The sequence below is a fragment of the Pseudomonas sp. PSPC2-3 genome, from assembly GCF_049898265.1.
Taxonomy (GTDB): Bacteria; Pseudomonadota; Gammaproteobacteria; order Pseudomonadales; family Pseudomonadaceae; genus Aquipseudomonas; species Aquipseudomonas veronii.
In genome coordinates this window covers 13,419-30,395 of record NZ_JAFCXJ010000016.1, presented here as the reverse complement: position 1 = coordinate 30,395, position 16,977 = coordinate 13,419, and the positions used below count along the sequence as shown (strand labels likewise).

General features: G+C 63.9%; 18 protein-coding genes and 1 pseudogene. 4 read left to right on the top strand and 15 right to left on the bottom strand.

Annotated features, from left to right (window positions below):
- Window positions 1-10: 10 nt before the first annotated feature.
- A complete protein-coding gene (locus ACP7E3_RS30035) occupies window positions 11-940 on the bottom strand; it encodes a PDR/VanB family oxidoreductase (protein ID WP_046383905.1) in 930 nt (309 codons plus the stop codon).
- Entirely contained in the window at window positions 937-1,383 is a 447-nt protein-coding gene (locus tag ACP7E3_RS30030) for a dimethylamine monooxygenase subunit DmmA family protein (RefSeq protein WP_046383904.1), read from the bottom strand. The genes ACP7E3_RS30035 and ACP7E3_RS30030 overlap by 4 nt, the downstream gene beginning before the upstream one ends.
- A 182-nt stretch (window positions 1,384-1,565) precedes the next feature.
- Between ACP7E3_RS30030 and ACP7E3_RS30025 the strand changes: the two genes are divergently transcribed.
- From ACP7E3_RS30025 to ACP7E3_RS30015, 3 genes are read left to right on the top strand one after another with little or no spacing between them, the layout of a single operon-like run.
- Window positions 1,566-2,678, top strand: a complete 1,113-nt coding sequence (locus ACP7E3_RS30025; protein ID WP_232591586.1) for a sensor histidine kinase — start codon at window positions 1,566-1,568, stop codon at window positions 2,676-2,678.
- Complete coding sequence (locus ACP7E3_RS30020; protein WP_046383903.1) at window positions 2,647-3,306, top strand: response regulator; 660 nt, start codon at window positions 2,647-2,649, stop codon at window positions 3,304-3,306. Before ACP7E3_RS30025 ends, ACP7E3_RS30020 begins: the two co-directional genes overlap by 32 nt.
- A complete protein-coding gene (locus ACP7E3_RS30015) occupies window positions 3,307-4,053 on the top strand; it encodes a PAS domain-containing protein (RefSeq protein ID WP_169865983.1) in 747 nt (248 codons plus the stop codon). It begins immediately after the preceding gene.
- Window positions 4,054-4,862: 809 nt separating this feature from the next.
- Here ACP7E3_RS30015 and ACP7E3_RS30010 read toward each other — a convergent pair.
- From ACP7E3_RS30010 to ribBA, 5 genes are all read right to left on the bottom strand, one after another.
- Entirely contained in the window at window positions 4,863-6,017 is a 1,155-nt protein-coding gene (locus tag ACP7E3_RS30010) for an ABC transporter ATP-binding protein (RefSeq protein WP_232566498.1), read from the bottom strand.
- A gap of 17 nt (window positions 6,018-6,034) precedes the next feature.
- On the bottom strand, window positions 6,035-6,844 hold the full coding sequence (locus ACP7E3_RS30005) for an ABC transporter permease (protein ID WP_079443540.1): 810 nt from the start codon (window positions 6,842-6,844) through the stop codon (window positions 6,035-6,037).
- A gap of 6 nt (window positions 6,845-6,850) precedes the next feature.
- The gene (locus ACP7E3_RS30000; protein WP_046383897.1) at window positions 6,851-7,768 is read right to left on the bottom strand and encodes an ABC transporter permease; all 918 of its coding nucleotides are present in this window, start codon (window positions 7,766-7,768) and stop codon (window positions 6,851-6,853) included.
- On the bottom strand, window positions 7,765-8,790 hold the full coding sequence (locus ACP7E3_RS29995; protein WP_126589596.1) for an ABC transporter substrate-binding protein: 1,026 nt from the start codon (window positions 8,788-8,790) through the stop codon (window positions 7,765-7,767). The genes ACP7E3_RS30000 and ACP7E3_RS29995 overlap by 4 nt, the downstream gene beginning before the upstream one ends.
- A gap of 226 nt (window positions 8,791-9,016) precedes the next feature.
- Window positions 9,017-10,126 (bottom strand): bifunctional 3,4-dihydroxy-2-butanone-4-phosphate synthase/GTP cyclohydrolase II, encoded by a 1,110-nt coding sequence (gene ribBA, locus ACP7E3_RS29990; RefSeq protein ID WP_108526657.1) that lies wholly within the window; start codon window positions 10,124-10,126, stop codon window positions 9,017-9,019.
- A gap of 69 nt (window positions 10,127-10,195) precedes the next feature.
- Between ribBA and ACP7E3_RS29985 the strand changes: the two genes are divergently transcribed.
- Window positions 10,196-10,489: a DUF1330 domain-containing protein gene (locus ACP7E3_RS29985; protein ID WP_426125300.1), complete on the top strand. Its 294-nt coding sequence runs from the start codon at window positions 10,196-10,198 to the stop codon at window positions 10,487-10,489.
- A gap of 311 nt (window positions 10,490-10,800) precedes the next feature.
- Here the strand turns inward: ACP7E3_RS29985 and ACP7E3_RS29980 are convergent, their stop codons facing one another.
- The 8 genes and pseudogenes from ACP7E3_RS29980 to ACP7E3_RS29945 all read right to left on the bottom strand — a co-directional run.
- Complete coding sequence (locus ACP7E3_RS29980; protein ID WP_046383893.1) at window positions 10,801-11,364, bottom strand: NUDIX hydrolase; 564 nt, start codon at window positions 11,362-11,364, stop codon at window positions 10,801-10,803.
- Window positions 11,365-11,366: 2 nt separating this feature from the next.
- On the bottom strand, window positions 11,367-12,119 hold the full coding sequence (locus ACP7E3_RS29975; RefSeq protein WP_010567342.1) for a GntR family transcriptional regulator: 753 nt from the start codon (window positions 12,117-12,119) through the stop codon (window positions 11,367-11,369).
- Between the two features lie 23 nt (window positions 12,120-12,142).
- Window positions 12,143-12,532 carry a carboxymuconolactone decarboxylase family protein gene (locus ACP7E3_RS29970; RefSeq protein ID WP_046383892.1) on the bottom strand — a complete coding sequence of 130 codons (390 nt, stop codon included), beginning with the start codon at window positions 12,530-12,532 and terminating at the stop codon, window positions 12,143-12,145.
- 13 nt (window positions 12,533-12,545) lie between these two features.
- Window positions 12,546-13,031 carry a flavin reductase family protein gene (locus ACP7E3_RS29965; protein ID WP_010567340.1) on the bottom strand — a complete coding sequence of 162 codons (486 nt, stop codon included), beginning with the start codon at window positions 13,029-13,031 and terminating at the stop codon, window positions 12,546-12,548.
- A 12-nt stretch (window positions 13,032-13,043) separates the two neighbouring features.
- The gene (locus tag ACP7E3_RS29960; RefSeq protein ID WP_046383891.1) at window positions 13,044-14,525 is read right to left on the bottom strand and encodes an aldehyde dehydrogenase; all 1,482 of its coding nucleotides are present in this window, start codon (window positions 14,523-14,525) and stop codon (window positions 13,044-13,046) included.
- Complete coding sequence (locus ACP7E3_RS29955) at window positions 14,522-15,355, bottom strand: alpha/beta fold hydrolase (protein ID WP_046383890.1); 834 nt, start codon at window positions 15,353-15,355, stop codon at window positions 14,522-14,524. The genes ACP7E3_RS29960 and ACP7E3_RS29955 overlap by 4 nt, the downstream gene beginning before the upstream one ends.
- 42 nt (window positions 15,356-15,397) lie before the next feature.
- Complete coding sequence (locus ACP7E3_RS29950; protein WP_046383889.1) at window positions 15,398-15,988, bottom strand: amino acid synthesis family protein; 591 nt, start codon at window positions 15,986-15,988, stop codon at window positions 15,398-15,400.
- Window positions 15,989-16,253: 265 nt separating this feature from the next.
- Window positions 16,254-16,796, bottom strand: a pseudogene (locus tag ACP7E3_RS29945) (methyl-accepting chemotaxis protein); the annotation flags it as partial.
- Window positions 16,797-16,977 lie beyond the last annotated feature (181 nt).

Below are 16,977 nucleotides of genomic sequence, written 5' to 3'. Positions count from 1 at the left end.
GCACTCACTCCTATAGGTCCAGCGAAACGCAGGGGCCGCTGCCGCGTGAGACGCAGGGCATCAGAAATTCGGCCTGCTCGGCCGGGCTGAGGAAACTGTCGCGGTGTTCGATGGCACCGCCTTGATGGCGCGTGATGCACTGGCCGCAGACCCCGCCACGGCACAGGTTGGGCACCTGCAACCCCGCGTGCTCCAAGGCTTCGAGCAGGCTCTGCTCGGCCTCCACGCGCAGGGTGCGGCCACTGCGCAGCAGTTGCAGGTCGAACGGCTGGCCCGGTTGCGCGCCTTTGAACGCCTCGGCATGCAGCCGATTGCGCGGCCAACCGAGGCGATCGGCGTGTTGCTCGACCGCCTCGATCAAGGGTTGCGGGCCACAGGTGTAGACGTGGCTGCCCAGCGGCCGGTTGGCGAGGATGCGGCTCAGGTCCGGGCGGCGGTCGTAGGCGTGCAGGCGCGGGCCGAGGCGCTGTTGCAATTCATCGAGGTAGGCATCGCTGAGGCCTGGCCGGAACAGGTAATGCAGTTCGAAGTCGGCCTGCTGTTGTTCCATCGTGGCGATATAGGCCATGAACGGCGTGATACCGATGCCGGCGGCGATCAGGATGTGCCGGCGTGCGGTGCCATGGGGCGCGAACAGATTGGCCGGCGGCGAAATCCGCAAGGTGTCGCCGACCTGCACCTGGCGATGCAAGTACTGCGAACCGCCGCGAGACGCGTCCTGCAGGCGCACGGCGATGCGGTAGTGGCGCGTGTGCGCCGGGTCGCTGGTCAACGAGTAGGCATTACGCACCGTGCCCTCGGCCAGCGGCAGATGTACCTGGACGTGGCTGCCGGGCGAGAAAGCGGGCAGGGCACCGTCGCAGGCAGTCAGGGTGAACTCGCGCACCACGGGGGTGAGCATTCTGGCCGCACTGACCTGAACCTTGAGGGCGGCGCTCATGGCTGGAACCCCGCGTAGGGCTGGTCGGGGTTGATGCACACGCCGAGGTAAGCCCCCAGGCGCCGGGAAAAGTGTGCGCGCACTTCCAGCCCGACGTTGCAGCCGATGCAGTTCAACACCGGCTCTGGGCCTGCGGTCTGGGTCAGCCCGCAATGGGCGCAATACACCTGGCGCAGGCCGGGCATCGTGCAGGTCACGCTGATCTCGTCGTCTTCCAGGCCGGCGGCGCGGGCCTCGGCGTGAATGCGCCAGACAAAGGCCTCATCGCCCAACAGGTAGAGCCGACAACCCACGGTTGCGCTGGCCAATGCCTGTTGTAAACGCCGGCTGAAGTCGGGTTGTTCGCCGCTCAGCAGCAAAGGCTTGTGCAGGTCGGCGGCAACCGCCATGCCGGCGGTTGCCGATTGCATCACCACGATGGGGCGGTTGTGGGTGTGCGTCATGCGGGCTCTCCAAGGTGCGTTTTGTTTCCTGTTGGGAGAGATACTTTCCTATGAGGAAAATCTTCTCAATCTGGAAAAAGGGCTATGCCTTTGGAGATAAGCCTTGCCGCACTGGCGTTCGGGGCATGGAAGTTGCTGGTCTTGCACTAATGCTCAGCAACCGGACGGGGAGTTATCGAAGAGTGCGAACGCGACCGAAGAGCTGGCCGCTCTGGTTGGGGCCTGTGCGCCCCGAACAGGCGCGCAGCGTGCGCAGGCTGTTGGCCGGGTTGCCCCTGCACGCTGACGGTGCCTTGTCGGGTTTTCTGGACCGTTTCGACGCACTGCTGCCCGCCGCCAGGCTCAACCTGATCCTGGGCGGCGAAGACCTGGGCCCTACGCGACGTGGCTTGATCGAGGGCTGCCAGAACGTGGCGCGCTGCCCCTGGCGCGACGCGAGTGCGATGGACACGCCCCAGGCCTGCGGCCCTTGCCGGCAGCGTGGGGTACACCGATTGGTGTGCGCCTTGCCCGAGGGTGAAAAAGGCGCGTTACTGCTCGACACCCCCAGACGGGCCGGTGCCAGTTGGCGCCAGTTGCTGGAGGAAGCGGCGCAAGCCGTGGCGGTCAGCGTGCGTCTGCGCAGCGACAACCGTGAGCAGCAGCGCAGGCAGGCAACGTCACGCCACGGCGCGCTGGCCCGTGAGCTGCACGATTCGGTGGCGCAACAGTTGGGTTACCTGGCGTTCCAGGCCCACGGCTTGCAGTCACAGCTGGGCGCGCCTGCCCTGCAGGACCTGTGCGCCGGCCTCAGCCAGTTGCAACGCCAGGTGCGCGAGCTGATCACCAGCGCACGCCTGACCATGGACGGACGCTCACTGCGCCAGGCCCTGGCCGACTCCGTCGCGGAGTTTTCGCGGCGTTGCATCATCGTGTTCGAGTTGGATAACCGCCTGGCCGACGATGCCCTGAGCCCGGAAACCGAATTGCAGATCCTGCAGATCGTTCGCGAGGCCCTGGCCAATGCGGTGCGCCATTCCCACGCACGGCATGTGCGTATCGAACTGCGCCAGACCCAGGACGGCGATGCCTCGGTGTCGGTGGAGGACGATGGCATCGGCTTGAGCCCGGCTTGCGATGAGCATAACCATTTCGGCCTGGCGATTATCCGCGAGCGCGCCGCCAGCATCGGCGCGCGGCTGAGCATTGAAGCGATCCGCCCGCACGGCGTGCGCGTGCATCTTGGCCTGCGCCGCCACCACGACCTGCCACACGGGAGTCTCGATGGACTGCACGACCTTATTACTGATCGATGATCACCCACTGTTTCGCAAAGGCCTGGCGCAACTGTTCGATGCCAGCGACGACTTTGAAGTGGTGGGGCAGGCGGCCAGTGGCCGGGAGGGCATCAACCTGGCCGTGAGCCTGACGCCGCAGCAGGTGTTGCTGGATCTGCACATGCCTGGCCTCAGCGGCCTGCAGGTGCTGGACGAACTGCGCCAATTGCGCCTGGACTGCCAGGTGGTGGTGCTCACCGCTTCGATGGACCGCGCCGAACTGCTCAGCGCCCTGCGCCTGGGCGCCAGCGGTTATGTGCTCAAGGAAACCGAGCCCGAGGCGTTGCTGGCGTATATGCGCAACTGCCACAAGGGCGCGATCATGCTCGACTCAACCCTGATCGCCTTGCTCGCCGACCCGGCCGAGCCCAGGCCACACGGTGAGACGCCGGGCGGTGAAAACCTCACCGAACGCGAAGGCCAGACCCTGGCGCTGATCGCCGCCGGCATGAGCAATAAACAGATCGGCAGGGAGCTGGGGATCAGCGACGGCACGGTGAAAATCTATGTGCGCAGCCTGTTGCAGAAACTCAACCTGCATTCGCGCCTGGAGCTGGCGGCCCGGGTACACAGCGGCGCCTTGCTCAAACACGAGGAGCGTCACTAGATGAGGGAAAGCTCTGACGCTTGGGTGCAGACACCGCCCGCGCACCTGATGGATTGTTTTCCCGCCGCCTTGCTGCACCTGCGCGACAACGGCCAGATCGCTCACTTCAACCTGGCCTGGGCCGAGTTGATGGGCGCGCCGGGCGCGGAACGCAACGTCGTCGACTACGTCCACCAGGAAGACCGCCCGCTGTGGCGCCAGGCCTTGCATGAGCTACGCCGGCGTCCCGAGACCTCGTTCAACCAACGCCTGCGTTTCGTGCATCCGTGCGGCGAGCTGCGCTGGTTCGAGGTCAGCCTCAAGCGCGGCCCGCAGGGCTTCTACTTGGTAGCCGGAGATATCACCGCGCACAAGCGCCGCGAAATCGCCCTGCAGGCCAGCCAACGCAGCAGCATGAGCTTGCTCGACAGCATGCCTGGGCTGATCTATCGCGGCCGTAACAACCGCGACTGGACCATGGAATTCGTCAGTGCCGGCTGCCTGCAATTGACCGGCTACCCCGCCGAGCGGTTGGTGGACAACCATGAGTTCACCTACAACAGCCTGATCCTCGCCGAGGATGCCGACTACGTATGGCGCGAGGTGCAATATGCGTTGTCGCGCCAGGAACCGTTCGAACTCAATTACCAGATTCGTTGCGCCGACCAGTCGATCAAGCACGTATGGGAGAAGGGCGTGGGGATCTATGCCGATACCTGCGAGGTGCTGGGCATCGAGGGCGCGATTTTCGAGCGCAGAGTTCTGTAGGAGCCGGCTTGCCGGCGATGGTCGTCAACGATGACGCGGGAAGCCTGGATGCCCGCGGTGGCTGTGGTTTTTTCGCTGGCAAGCCAGCTCCTACCATGGGGCATAACCCTGTAGGAGCCGGCTTGCCGGCGAGGGTCGTCAACGATGACGCGGGAAGCCTGGATGCCCGCGGTGGCTGTGGGTTTTTCGCTGGCAAGCCAGCTCCTACCGTGGGGGCATAACCCTGTAGGAGCCGGCTTGCCGGCGAGGGTCGTCAACGATGACGCGAGAAGCCTGGATGCCCGCGGTGGCTGTGGTTTTTTCGCTGGCAAGCCAGCTCCTACCGTGGGGGCATAACCCTGTAGGAGGCGGCTTGCCAGCGATGGTCGTCAACGATGACGCGGCAAGCCAGGATGCCCGCGGTGGCTGTGGTTTTTTCGCTGGCAAGCCAGCTCCTACAGTGGGGGCATAACCCTGTAGGAGCCGGCTTGCCGGCGATGGTCGTTAACGATGACGGGGGAAGCCTGGATGCCCGCGGTGGCTGTGGGTTTTTCGCTGGCAAGCCAGCTCCTACAGTGGGGCATAACCCTGTAGGAGCCGGCTTGCCGGCGAGGGTCGTCAACGATGACGCGGGAAGCCTGGATGCCCGCGGCGGCTGTGGTTTTTTCGCTGGCAAGCCAGCTCCTACCGTGGGGGCATAACCCTGTAGGAGCCGGCTTGCCGGCGATGGTCGTTAACGATGACGGGGGAAGCCTGGATGCCCGCGGTGGCTGTGGGTTTTTCGCTGGCAAGCCAGCTCCTACAGGGGATGGTTCAGCTTTTTGTTTGGATTAATGGGCGCCGGCGGCCTTGTTCAGATCGTTTTCGGCCCATTCGGTATACACACAGGCATCCGCCGTGGCCCAGCGCACGCGCACCGGGTCGCCGGCCTTGAGCGGCATGCCGGCGGCGGACAATGCCTTGACCGTCATCGAGGTGCCGCCCAGGGTTTTCACGCTGCAGGTCTGGCTTTCACCGAGGAACAGCACTTCGCCGACGATGGCCGACACTTCGTTCCAGCCTGCGGTCAATGGTTGCCCGGCGGCCTGTTCGACGCTCAGCGCGAGGGCTTTTTCCGGGCGCACCATCAGCAGCACGTCCTGCTCGCTGCGCAGGCCGCCGGTCAGGCGGATCGACAGGGATTGGCCTTCGAACGACGCCGCCGCGTTGCCCTGGGCCTTGAGCTTGAGGAAGTTGGAGTTGCCCAGGAATGAGGCGACAAACGCATTCGGCGGGTTCTGGTACAGGTCGAAACCGCTGCCCAGGCCGACGATCTTGCCGTGGCTGAAAATCGCGATGCGCTGGGACAGGCGCATGGCTTCTTCCTGGTCGTGGGTCACGTAGACGATGGTGATGCCCAGGCGCCGATGCAACTGGCGCAGCTCGTCCTGCAAGTCTTCACGCAGCTTCTTGTCGAGGGCGCCGAGCGGTTCGTCCATCAGCAGGATACGCGGCTCATACACCAGCGCCCGGGCGATGGCGACGCGCTGTTGCTGGCCGCCAGACAGTTGCGACGGGCGGCGATGGGCGAACTGTTCCAGTTGCACCAGCTTGAGCATGGCGTCGACGCGCTTCTCGCGCTCGGCACTGGCCAGTTTGCGGATCGCCAGGGGGAAGGCGATGTTGTCGCGTACCGACAGGTGCGGGAACAGCGAGTAGCGTTGGAACACCATGCCGATGTCGCGCTTGTGCGGCGGTACGTTGACCAGCGATTGGCCGCTCACCAAGATCTCGCCGCTGCTCGGCGTTTCAAAACCGGCGAGCATCGACAGGGTGGTGCTTTTGCCCGAGCCGCTGGAGCCGAGGAAGGTGAGGAACTCGCCGTCCTTGATGTCCAGCGAGATGTTGTCCACGGCGGCGAATTCGCCATAGAACTTGTTCAGGTTGCGCAGGCTGACCAGGGGTTGGCCAGGGTTCTGCGCGGCATCTTGGATCACTGCACTCATGTTCTGCTCCTGGGCGCTCAAGCGCGGGTTTCTGTGCGCCGGCGAACGGCGGCGGCGATGACCATGACCAGCACCGAGAGGCCGATCAGCAGCGTCGAGGCGACGGCGATCACGGGTGTCAGGTCCTGACGCAGGGTGGTCCACATTTTCACGGGAAGGGTTTGCAGGGTCGGGCTGGCCATCATCACGCTGAGCACCACTTCGTCCCATGACACGAGAAAGGCGAACAGCGCACCGGCCACCATCCCCGGGCGAATCGCCGGGAAGGTCACCTTGAACACCGCCTGCAGGCGCGACGCGCCGCAGATCACCGCGGCGTCTTCAATCGACTGATCGAACAGTTTCAGCGAGTTGATGATCGAGATGATGGTGAACGGCAACGCGACAATCACGTGGCTGACCACAAAGGCGAACATCGTGCCGGTGTAGCCGAGCTTGAGGAACAGCGCGTACACCGCCACGGCGATGATCACTAGTGGCACGATCATCGGCAGGGTGAACAGGCCATAGAGCAGTTCGCGGCCGGGGAAGCGCCCGCGCACCAGGGCAAATGCGGTGGGCAGGCCCAGCGCCACGGCGAACACGGTGGTCAGCACGGCGACCTTGAGGCTGGCCAGCGCCGCGTTCATCCAGTCGGCGTTGGAGAAGAACTGGCCGTACCATTTCAGCGTCCAGCCCGGTGGCGGGAACACCAGCCATTGCGACGAGCCGAACGACAGCAGCACGATAAACACGATCGGCAGCAGCAGGAACAGCCCAATCAAACCGGTGGTGGCGTAGAGGCCCAGACGCATCCTGCGGCTCATGGCATTCGGAGTCAGCAGCATGACGGCTTACCTCGCATGGCTGGCGCCAACCGGGGATTCCGGCTGAAGCTTCAGGTAGAAGTAGAACAGCACCAGCGTGATGAAGATCAGCAACGCGGCACCGGCACTGGCCAGGCCCCAATTGAGGAACGACTGCACCTGCTGGATGATGAACTCGGGCAGCATCATGTTCTGCGCACCGCCGAGCAGCGCCGGGGTGACGTAGTAACCGAGGGACATCACGAACACCATCAACCCGCCGGAAAACAACCCCGGCCGGCACAGCGGCAGGAACACCCGGAAGAAGTTGGTCCACGGGCTCGCGCCACAGATGGAGCCGGCCTGCAGGATCATCGGGTCGATGGCCTGCATGGTCGCCTGCAACGGCAGCACGATGAACGGGATCATGATGTAGCTCATGCCGATCACCACGCCCGTCAGGTTGTGCACCATCTCCAGGGGCACATCGATGATGCCCATGGCCAGCAGCGCCTTGTTGATCACCCCCGAGGCTTGCAGCAGCACCAGCCAGGAATAGGTGCGGGCCAGCAGGCTGGTCCACATCGACAGCAGCACGATATTCAGCATCCAGCGGCCCCAGCCGCGTGGCACCAGGGTAATCGCCCAGGCCAGCGGGAAGCCCAGCAACAGGCTGAACAGGGTCACCAGGCCCGCCACCGAAAAGGTGTTGAGCAGCACGCGGGCGTAGGCCGAGTTGGCGAACAGCTGTTCATAGTTGCCCAGGCCCGGCACGGGCTCCAGCACGCCGCGCAGCAACAGCCCGATCAGCGGTGCGAGGAAGAACAGGCCGAGGAACAGCAGGGCCGGGATCAGGTTGCCCGCCCCGCGCCAGCGCTGGGCCAGGGGCGGCGATACGGCTTTGCTGCAAACCGCGCCGGCAGCGCCGAGGGCGCTCCCGGTCGGTGTGGTTGCCGTCATTTTCATTTGACTAGCCATTCATTCCACCGTGTCGCAATGGCCGGACCGTTCTTGGCCCAGTAGGCGAAATCGAGGGTGATCTGGTCCTTGGCATACGCCGTCGGCAGGTTGGGCGCCAGGACTGAATCCAGGCGCTGCACGCTGTCGATGTTCACCGGTGCATAGGCGGTCAGGTTGGAGAAATCGGCCTGGCCCTTGGCGCTGCTGGCACTGGCCAGGAACTTCATCGCGGCGGCTTTGTTTTTGGTGCCCTTAGGCACGACGAGGATGTCGGCCATGACCAGGTTCTGCTTCCAGCTGACGCCCACCGGTGCGCCATCTTCCTGCAGGGCGTGGATGCGACCGTTCCAGAACTGGCCCATGCTGACTTCGCCGGAGGCCAGCAGTTGCTGCGATTGCGCGCCGCCGCCCCACCAGACGATGTCTTTTTTGATGGTGTCGAGTTTCTTGAAGGCGCGGTCCAGGTCCAGGGGGTAGAGCTTGTCGGCGGGCACGCCGTCGGCGAGCAGGGCCAGTTCGAGCACGCCAGGGCTGGGCCATTTGTAGAGGGCGCGTTTGCCGGGGTAGGTCTTGGTGTCGAACAGCGCGGTCCAATCCTGGGGCTTGGCGGCGCCGAGCTTGCCTTCGTTGTAGCCGAGCACGAAGGAGAAGAAGAACGAACCGACGCCATGGTCGGAGACGAAGCGCGGGTCGATCTTGTCGCGCTGGATCACCGAGAAGTCCAGCGGTTCGAGCAGGCCTTCGGCGGCGGCACGCAAGGCGAAGTCGGCCTCGACGTCTACCACGTCCCACTGCACGTTGCCGCTTTCGACCATGGCCTTGAGCTTGCCGTAGTCGGTCGGGCCGTCCTGCACCACGGTGATGCCGCTGGCCTTGCTGAAAGGGTCGGCCCACGCCTGCTTCTGCGCATCCTGGGTGCTACCGCCCCAGCTCACGAAATTCACGCTTTCGGCCGCCAGGGCCGCGTGAGTGACCGTAGCCAATAAACCCGCGAACAGCACTGCGGTTGCACGTTTGTTCAACACCATTTTCACGCCCTCATTTGTTGTGTTTTTGAGCGGGCTTGGTAATGCCCGCCTATCGGGAGCAGTAGGTCCATCGGAGCCTCTAATCGAGGCCCAAAAGGCGACCGTGCCAAGGGCTTTTATTGGTGCTGTCCCTGGCGGGCGCACTTGGCGAAAGCGTTCGGTCTATGGAATATCATATTATGGTATTCCAAACTTTGTGCAAGCATTTTGCCTTACCGGTTATCCGTCACTCGGTGAAGGGAATGCTCTCGACCACCTCCAGGTCGTAGCCAGTCAGCCCGGCGTATTTCAGGGGCGGGCCGAGGTGACGCAGCTTGCCGACGCCCAGGTCCTGCAATATCTGCGCCCCGGTGCCGACTTCCGAATAAATCCGCGATTGCGAACGGTTGAACTGGCGCGGCGCCTGGGTCAGTTGCGGTACGCGCTCCAGCAGCGCCTGGGACGATTCATGATTGGCCAGCACCACCACCACGCCACGACCTTCGGCCGCGACGCGTTGCAGGGCGGCCCACAGCGTCCAGTTGGACGGACCGCTGTAGTCGGCGCCGACCAGGTCGCGCAGCGGGTCGATCACATGCACGCGCACCAGCGTAGGTTCATCGTGGCGCAACGGGCCCATCACCATGGCCATGTGTACGCCACCGTCGATGCGGTCTTCAAAGGTGATCAGGCGGAACGTGCCATGCACCGTGGGCAGGTCGCGTTCACCAATGCGCGCCACGGTGCGTTCGGTGCTGAGGCGGTAGTGAATCAGGTCGGCGATAGTGCCGATCTTGATCCCGTGCTTGCGCGCGAAGATCTCCAGCTCAGGCCGGCGGGCCATGGTGCCATCGTCGTTCATCACTTCGACGATCACCGAGGCTGGCGTATGCCCGGCCAGGCGTGCCAGGTCACAGCCGGCTTCGGTGTGGCCGGCGCGGGTCAGCACGCCGCCGTCTTTGGCGCGCAACGGAAAGATGTGCCCGGGCTGCACGATATCGGCCGGCCCGGCATTCACGTCCACGGCTGCCGCCACCGTGCGTGCGCGGTCGGCGGCAGAGATACCGGTGGTCACACCGCTGGCCGCTTCGATGGACACGGTAAACGCGGTGCTGAACGCGCTGCCATTGCTCGGTACCATCTGCTCAAGGCCCAGGCGCTGGCAGTGTTCGTCGGTGAGGGTCAGGCAGATCAGACCACGGGCTTCACGGGCCATGAAACTGATAGCCTCGGCACTGCAGCACGCCGCAGGCAGCAGCAGGTCGCCTTCGTTTTCCCGGTCTTCGTCGTCTACCAGGAGCACCATCTTGCCTTGGCGGTAGTCTTCGATGATGTCTGCGATGCTGTTGAAGGACATGTTGGGTGCTCGATTTGTTGGTTGTATGTATTATGGTATACCACAAAAACCAAGCAAGAGGATGTCGCGATGAAGGCCTACTGGATTGCCCATGTAGATGTGTCCGATGCAGAGCAGTACACGCAGTACACCCAACGCGCGCCGGCGGCGTTTGCGCAGTTTGGCGGGCGGTTTCTGGCCAGGGGCGGGCGCAGCGAAGCGATGGAAGGCGGGCCGGCGCGGCAGCGTAATGTGGTGATTGAGTTCGATAGCTATGAGCAGGCGGTGGCGTGTTACGAATCCGCCGAGTATCAGGCGGCGAAGGCCCACCGTGAGGGCGTGGGGGAGGCGCAGATCATCATCGTGGAAGGGCTGGCGCCTTAGGTATATCAGTCCAAGTATTGTCCAAATGTGGGAGGGGGCTTGCTCCCGATGGCAGTGGCACATTCAACATCGCCGTTGGCTGACACACCGCTATCGGGGGCAAGCCCCCTCCCACAGTTTGAAGCGCGTGAATCAGCCCTGCTCATCGTCGAAACCAGGGCGCTGCAACGCATCCTATTCCACACCACCGAACCCAATGTGGGAGGGGGCTTGCCCCCGATAGCGGTGTGTCAGCCACTGAATGAGGTGACTGAACCACTGCCATCGGGGGCAAGCCCCCTCCCACATTTGAACCGAGTTCAGCTTGAGGATCAGCGGATGAAGTGGATCTTGCCGCTGTCGTCATTCCCGATGTAGATGCCATACACCCCGGCCTGGCGTTCCTCGATGTAGCGTTCGAGGATCTGCCGGATCGCCGGGTAGTAGATGCTGTCCCAGGGAATGTCCTCGGGCGCGAAGAATTGATAGTCGAGGGTCTCCGGCCCGAACTGGCCGGTGATCTCCAGCGCGATGGCGCGGAAGATGATGTACACCTCGCTGATCTTCGGCACGCTGAAGATCGAGTAGGGCGAGACGATCTCGGCGCGCACGCCGCTTTCTTCCCAGACTTCGCGCAACGCGGCCTGCTCGGTGGTCTCGCCGCCTTCCATGAAACCGGCCGGCAGGGTCCAGGTGCCGGGGCGCGGTGGGATCGCCCGTTGGCACAGCAGGTACTTGCCGTCCTGCTCGATGATGCAGCCGGCGATGATCTTGGGATTGATGTAGTGGATATAGCCGCAACCGCGGCACATCAGGCGCTCATGCGTATCACCCGGAGGCAGCTGGTGACCGAGGTCACTGCCGCCGCATTTGGGGCAAAAGCTTGGCCTGAACACGGTCAGTGACCTATACGCGGTTCTTTGAGGGCGATGGGCAGGGTGATCTCGGGGATCTTGCCGGTCTCTTCCTGTTTGCGCTTGAGGTAATCCAGGGCCACGGCCGCCGCAGCGCGCACGTGATCGACGCAGGCCTGGTGGGCGGCGAGTGGGTCGCCGCTCTTGATCGCCTGGACCATGCGTTCCATTTCCTGATTGCTGGTGCCGCGACGGTTTTCCTGGGACACCGACGTCGCACGCAGGTAGCTGATACGCGCCTGCAACTGACGCAACTGGGTGGCGGCCACGTGGTTGCCGGAGCCTTCGAGCAACACGTCGTAGAACCCCTGTACCGAATCGATGACCTGTTGCAGTTCGCCGTCCTTGAGGGCCTTGCGGTTTTCCTCCAGGGCTTTTTCCAGGGCCTTGATGTCCTTGGCCTTGGCGCGCAGGGTGAACAACTGCACGATCAAACCTTCGAGCACGCAGCGCAGTTCATAGATGTCGACGGCATCGGCCAGGGTGATGATCGCCACCTGGGGCCCCTTGGCATCGGCGAATTCCACCAGGCCTTCGGACTCCAGGTGACGCAAGGCTTCGCGCACCGAGGTACGGCTGACGCCGAGGCGGTCGCACAGGTCGCGTTCCACCAGGCGATCACCCGGCAGCAGCTGGAAGTTCATGATGGCGCTGCGCAGTTTCTCCAGCACGATTTCGCGCAGGGTGACCGGGTTGTGATTGACCTTGAAGCTGTCGTCGAGGGGCAGGCGTTTCATGGGGGCTGCTCTGAATGGGGCGGTTAACGGGAGGCCTCGGCATCGGCTTCGGCGAAGGCTTCCCGGGCCAGCCGGAAGCTGTCCACGGCGGCGGGAACCCCGCAATAGATGCCGACCTGAAGCAGAATTTCGCGTATTTGTTCACGACTCAGGCCGTTACGCAAGGCGCCGCGCACATGCAGCTTGAGCTCGTGAGGCCGATTGAGGGCCGAAATCATTGCCAAGTTTATCATGCTGCGTTCTTTAAGCGACAAACCCTCCCGGCCCCACACATGGCCCCAGCAGTATTCGGTGACCATCTCTTGCAAGGGGCGGGTGAAGTCGTCGGCGTTCTCGATCGAGCGCTGCACATAGGCTTCGCCCAGCACCTGGGTGCGGATCTTCAGCCCCTGCTCATACTTTTCGTTGCTCATTGCACACAGCTCCTCAAGCCAGGGTGGGCAGCGGGCCCAGCTTGCCTTTGTGATAGATCATCGGCGTGACCGGTTGCTCGGGCAGGATCAGGTTCTTCACGGCGCCGACGATGATCGCGTGATCGCCGCCGTCGTATTCGCGCCACAGCTCGCACTCGATGATCGCCGTGGCCTTGGCCAGCAGCGGGTTGCCCAATTCGCTCAGGTGCCACTCGATACCCTTGGCTTTTTCCTTGCCTTTGCTGGCGAAGGCATAGGCTTCGGCGGTCTGGTCGGCGGACAGCAAGTGGATCGCAAAGCGCTTGCTGTCACGCAGGATCGGGTAGGTGTCCGACGCATAGTTGGGGCAGAACAGCACCAGGGCCGGGTCGATCGACAGCGCGCTGAACGCGCTGGCGGTGATGCCGACGATGCCGCCGTCCGGGTCGAGGGTGGTGACCACCGTGACCCCGGACGGGAACGAGCTCATGACGTCTTTGTAAATGCCGGGTTCGATCATGGTTGTGGACTCTTAACGCATCACAAAAGGATCAGGCATGGGCGCCTGGGAGAGGTTGATCCACACCGTCTTCAGCTCGGTGTAGGCCAGCACTGAATCGATGCCGCTTTCGCGTCCGTAGCCGCTGTTCTTGAAGCCGCCGATGGGCGCCATGGCCGACACCGCGCGGTAGGTGTTGACCCAGATGATCCCCGAGCGCACGTCGCGCGCCAGGCGGTGGGCGCGCCCGAGGTCGCGGGTCCAGATACCGGCAGCGAGGCCGAACTGCGAGTCGTTGGCGATGGCCAGTGCTTCGGCTTCGTCCTTGAAACGGATGACCGAGGCCACCGGCCCGAATACTTCCTCTTGCATGATCTTCATCGAGTTGCGGTCGCACTCGAACAGCGTCGGCTCATAGAACCAGCCTTCGCCGAGGTTCTGCGGGCGCTTGCCGCCGGTGCGCAGGCGTGCCCCTTCGGCGATGGCGTCCGCCACCAGGCCTTCGACCACGGCCAGTTGCTGCGCGGTGGCCATGGGGCCCATTTCGCTGGCGTCGTCTTGCGGGTTGCCGATGCGGATGCGTTGGGCGCGCGCTACCAGGCGCTCGACGAATTCGTCGTAGATAGCGTCCTGCACCAGCAGGCGCGAACCGGAGACGCAACTCTGCCCGGACGCCGCGTAGATGCCGGCGATTGCACCATTGATGGCGCTGTCGAGGTCGGCGTCGGCAAAAATGATATTCGGCGACTTGCCGCCCAGTTCCAGGGAGAGTTTGGCGAAGTTCTCCGCGCTGCTGCGCACCACATGCCTTGCCGTGGCCGCGCCGCCGGTGAAGGCGATCTTGCGCACCAGCGGGTGGCGGGTGAGGGCGGCGCCGGTGCTGGGGCCAAAGCCTGTGACCACGTTGACCACGCCCGCTGGAATGCCGGCTTCGAGGGCCAGGCGCGCCAGTTCCAGGACGGTCGCCGAGGCATGTTCCGACGGCTTGATCACGATGGTATTGCCCGCCGCCAGGGCCGGCGCGAGTTTGATCGCGGTCAGGTACAGCGGGCTGTTCCACGGAATGATCGCAGCGACTACGCCCATGGCTTCATGCACGGTGTAGGCGAACAGGTCGGGCTTGTCCAACGGCAGGGTGCCGCCTTCGAGCTTGTCGGCCAGGCCGGCGGTATAGTGGAAAAACTCCGGCAGGTAGCTGACCTGGCCACGGGTTTCGCGGATCAGCTTGCCGTTGTCGCGGCTTTCCAGCTGGGCCAGGTGTTCCTTGTTCGCGGCGATCAGGTCACCCAGGCGGCGCAGCAGTTTGCCCCGCGCGGTGGCGGTGAGGCCGCGCCAGGCCGGGCTGTCGAAGGCACTTTGCGCGGCCTGCACGGCGCGCTCCACGTCGGCTTCGTCGGCGTCGGGCAATTGCGCCCAGGGTTCGGCCAGGGCCGGGTTGAGGCTGTCGAAGGTCTTGCCGGAGAGGGCATCGACCCATTCACCGCCGATGCACATCTGGAAGCGTGCGAGTGTCATGCAACGATCCCCTTGATTGGAGTGTTTTGGGCGTACACCGTGTCGAGGAACCCCAGCAGCAACTGGTTGACCAGGCGCGGCGATTCTACCGGCATCATATGCCGTTGCTCGGCCAGCACCGCAACGCTGGCGCCGGGAATGCGATCGGCCAGTTGCCGGGCCATTTCCGGGGTCGAGCCAGGGTCGAGTTCGCCGGTGGCGACCAGGGTCGGTGCGCGCAACCCCGGGAGGTCGTCGGCACGGTACATGTCCTGGGTCGCAAACAGTTCATAGGTGGTCAGGTAACCCTGGGGGTCGTTGCCCGCCAGGGTTTCACGCAGCGCGGCGATCTGCGCCGGGTTGGCCGCCTGGTATTCACGGCTGAACCAGCGCGACAGTGCGGCTTCGGCATTCGCGTCGGGGCCGTGTTCGGCGGCCTGGGCGGTACGTGCGATGACCCCGGCACGCTGTTCAGGGCTGCGGTTGAACACACTGTTGAGCACCACCAGGCCCTTCAGACGCTCGGGGTAATGCAAGGCAAACGCCCGCGCGACCAGGCCGCCCATGGAAAACCCGATCACCGTGGCCTGGGGCAGTTGCAGGTGGTCGAGCAGTTCCAGCAACTGATCGGCATAGCCGAGCAGCGGGGTGTCGGCGGCCGGGCGCGGGCTGGCGCCATGGCCGAGCATGTCATAGGTGATCACGCGGTAGTTCGTGGCCAGGCCAACGACTTGCCCGCCCCACATTTCTTTATTCAGGCCCACGCCGTGGATCAAAACCACAGGCTGGCCTTGGCCGGTCGCCAGATAACTGGTGCCAGCCGGGGTGCGTTCAGCGGTGAGCCGAATCATGGAGCGCTCCTGCATGCTTTTTGTTGGGGTGGCCGGTCTTGCTTACTGGGCTTTTTCAGCCGCCAGCTCTTCCAGGTCGATATAACGGTTGCCGATGCGCGGATGCAGGCGGCCGCCATCGGCGCAACCCAGGACCACGACGATTTCGTCGGCACGCGGCGCATCTTCGATCTGCATCTCCAGGGTGATGTAGTGCGAACGCAGGCCTTCGTCGTCCTTGTGCATCATCGGGATCTGGATCGACGTGCCCGGGCCGCCGCGCTTGTTGGTAAAACTCAGGTAGCTCTTGGCCTTGACCGCCTCACGGTAGTGGTTGCCGAAGCGCAGGGTGTGGATGATCGCGCTGGCATGTTCGATCTCGCCGTCGGCACCGACCACTGCCGCCTTGCCGTAGGCCTCGATTTTTTCCGCGCCGCCGATGATGCCCACCAGGCGCTCGACCATCAGCGCGCCGAGGTCGGAGCAATTGGCACGGATCTCAGGCTTGAGGTCTTCGACGAAACCGCGACCCAGCCAAGGGTTTTTCAGCACCACGGCCAGGCCGACCATGGTCACGGGAGTGTCCGCGGCTTTACCGCCTTCGATAAAGGTTTCTTCTACGTAGCTGACGATCTTGCGGATTTCGAAACTCATGGGCTGCTCCGTCTGATGTGAGAGGTCTGCGTATGATGGTATACCATAATACGAGAATCGCAATAGACGTCAGCACGTTCGAATGATCGGCGGTTGCACGCCAGCCTTATCCGCGGATGCGGACAGTGACGCCGAGGTCGGCGGGAGGTATTGGCGTGTTGATGCACCTCAAGGCGACCGGTTGCGCGGTCGGGCTCAAGGTAGAGGCTGGCGTGGGGTAAGCAGCAGAGGCGGTGAGTGGCTCACCGCCTTGCATTGGCGGGGGTTAGAACTTGAAGCGGCCTACCAGGCCTTTGAGCTGCCCGGAGATATCCGTCAAACGGCCAGAGCCGGTCTGCGCCGAGTGGGCAAAGTCTTCCACCAGTTGGGCATCGGCGTGGATTTGCGCGATGTGCTGGTTGATCTGTTCGGCGACCTGGTGCTGTTCCTCGGCGGCGGTGGCGATCTGGGTGTTCTGGTCGCGGATCGAGTCCACCGAGCCTTGGATCTTGTCGAAGCTGTCGCGGGCCTGCTGGATGCGTTCCACACTGGTTTGCGACACCTGCAGGCTGCCCTGCATCTGCAGGGTGACTTCCTGGGTGCGGCGCGCGAGGTTGCCGAGCAGGCTGTCAATCTCGCCGGTGGAGTCGGCGGTGCGGCGGGCCAGGGCGCGCACTTCGTCGGCGACCACCGCGAAGCCGCGGCCCTGGTCACCGGCGCGCGCGGCTTCAATCGCCGCGTTGAGCGCCAGCAGGTTGGTCTGCTCGGCAATCGAGCGGATCGTGTCGAGGATGGTGTTGATGTTTTTGCTGTCCTGCTCCAACTGCTGCATGGTCTGGGTCGACTTCTGCAGGTCTTCGCTCAGTTTGAGCACGCTGCCGGTGGCTTCGCCGATATGCTGCTGGCCGTCGTGTACATCGCGGTAGCCTGCGTCGGCGCTGGACGCGGCGGCGCTGCAGGAGCGGGCGACTTCGTTGGCGGTGGCCACCATTTCGTTGAATGCGGTACTC

Excerpts from the sequence above, each read along its gene's own strand:
- ACP7E3_RS30035 (WP_046383905.1), bottom strand. The coding sequence starts at position 940 with ATGAGCGCCGCCCTCAAGGTTCAGGTCAGTGCGGCCAGAATGCTCACC.
- ACP7E3_RS30030 (WP_046383904.1), bottom strand. The coding sequence starts at position 1,383 with ATGACGCACACCCACAACCGCCCCATCGTGGTGATGCAATCGGCAACC.
- ACP7E3_RS30020 (WP_046383903.1), top strand. The coding sequence starts at position 2,647 with ATGGACTGCACGACCTTATTACTGATCGATGATCACCCACTGTTTCGC.
- ACP7E3_RS30015 (WP_169865983.1), top strand. The coding sequence starts at position 3,307 with ATGAGGGAAAGCTCTGACGCTTGGGTGCAGACACCGCCCGCGCACCTG.
- ACP7E3_RS30010 (WP_232566498.1), bottom strand. The coding sequence starts at position 6,017 with ATGAGTGCAGTGATCCAAGATGCCGCGCAGAACCCTGGCCAACCCCTG.
- ACP7E3_RS30005 (WP_079443540.1), bottom strand. The coding sequence starts at position 6,844 with ATGCTGCTGACTCCGAATGCCATGAGCCGCAGGATGCGTCTGGGCCTC.
- ACP7E3_RS30000 (WP_046383897.1), bottom strand. The coding sequence starts at position 7,768 with ATGAAAATGACGGCAACCACACCGACCGGGAGCGCCCTCGGCGCTGCC.
- ACP7E3_RS29995 (WP_126589596.1), bottom strand. The coding sequence starts at position 8,790 with ATGGTGTTGAACAAACGTGCAACCGCAGTGCTGTTCGCGGGTTTATTG.
- ribBA (WP_108526657.1), bottom strand. The coding sequence starts at position 10,126 with ATGTCCTTCAACAGCATCGCAGACATCATCGAAGACTACCGCCAAGGC.
- ACP7E3_RS29985 (WP_426125300.1), top strand. The coding sequence starts at position 10,196 with ATGAAGGCCTACTGGATTGCCCATGTAGATGTGTCCGATGCAGAGCAG.
- ACP7E3_RS29975 (WP_010567342.1), bottom strand. The coding sequence starts at position 12,119 with ATGAAACGCCTGCCCCTCGACGACAGCTTCAAGGTCAATCACAACCCG.
- ACP7E3_RS29970 (WP_046383892.1), bottom strand. The coding sequence starts at position 12,532 with ATGAGCAACGAAAAGTATGAGCAGGGGCTGAAGATCCGCACCCAGGTG.
- ACP7E3_RS29965 (WP_010567340.1), bottom strand. The coding sequence starts at position 13,031 with ATGATCGAACCCGGCATTTACAAAGACGTCATGAGCTCGTTCCCGTCC.
- ACP7E3_RS29960 (WP_046383891.1), bottom strand. The coding sequence starts at position 14,525 with ATGACACTCGCACGCTTCCAGATGTGCATCGGCGGTGAATGGGTCGAT.
- ACP7E3_RS29955 (WP_046383890.1), bottom strand. The coding sequence starts at position 15,355 with ATGATTCGGCTCACCGCTGAACGCACCCCGGCTGGCACCAGTTATCTG.
- ACP7E3_RS29950 (WP_046383889.1), bottom strand. The coding sequence starts at position 15,988 with ATGAGTTTCGAAATCCGCAAGATCGTCAGCTACGTAGAAGAAACCTTT.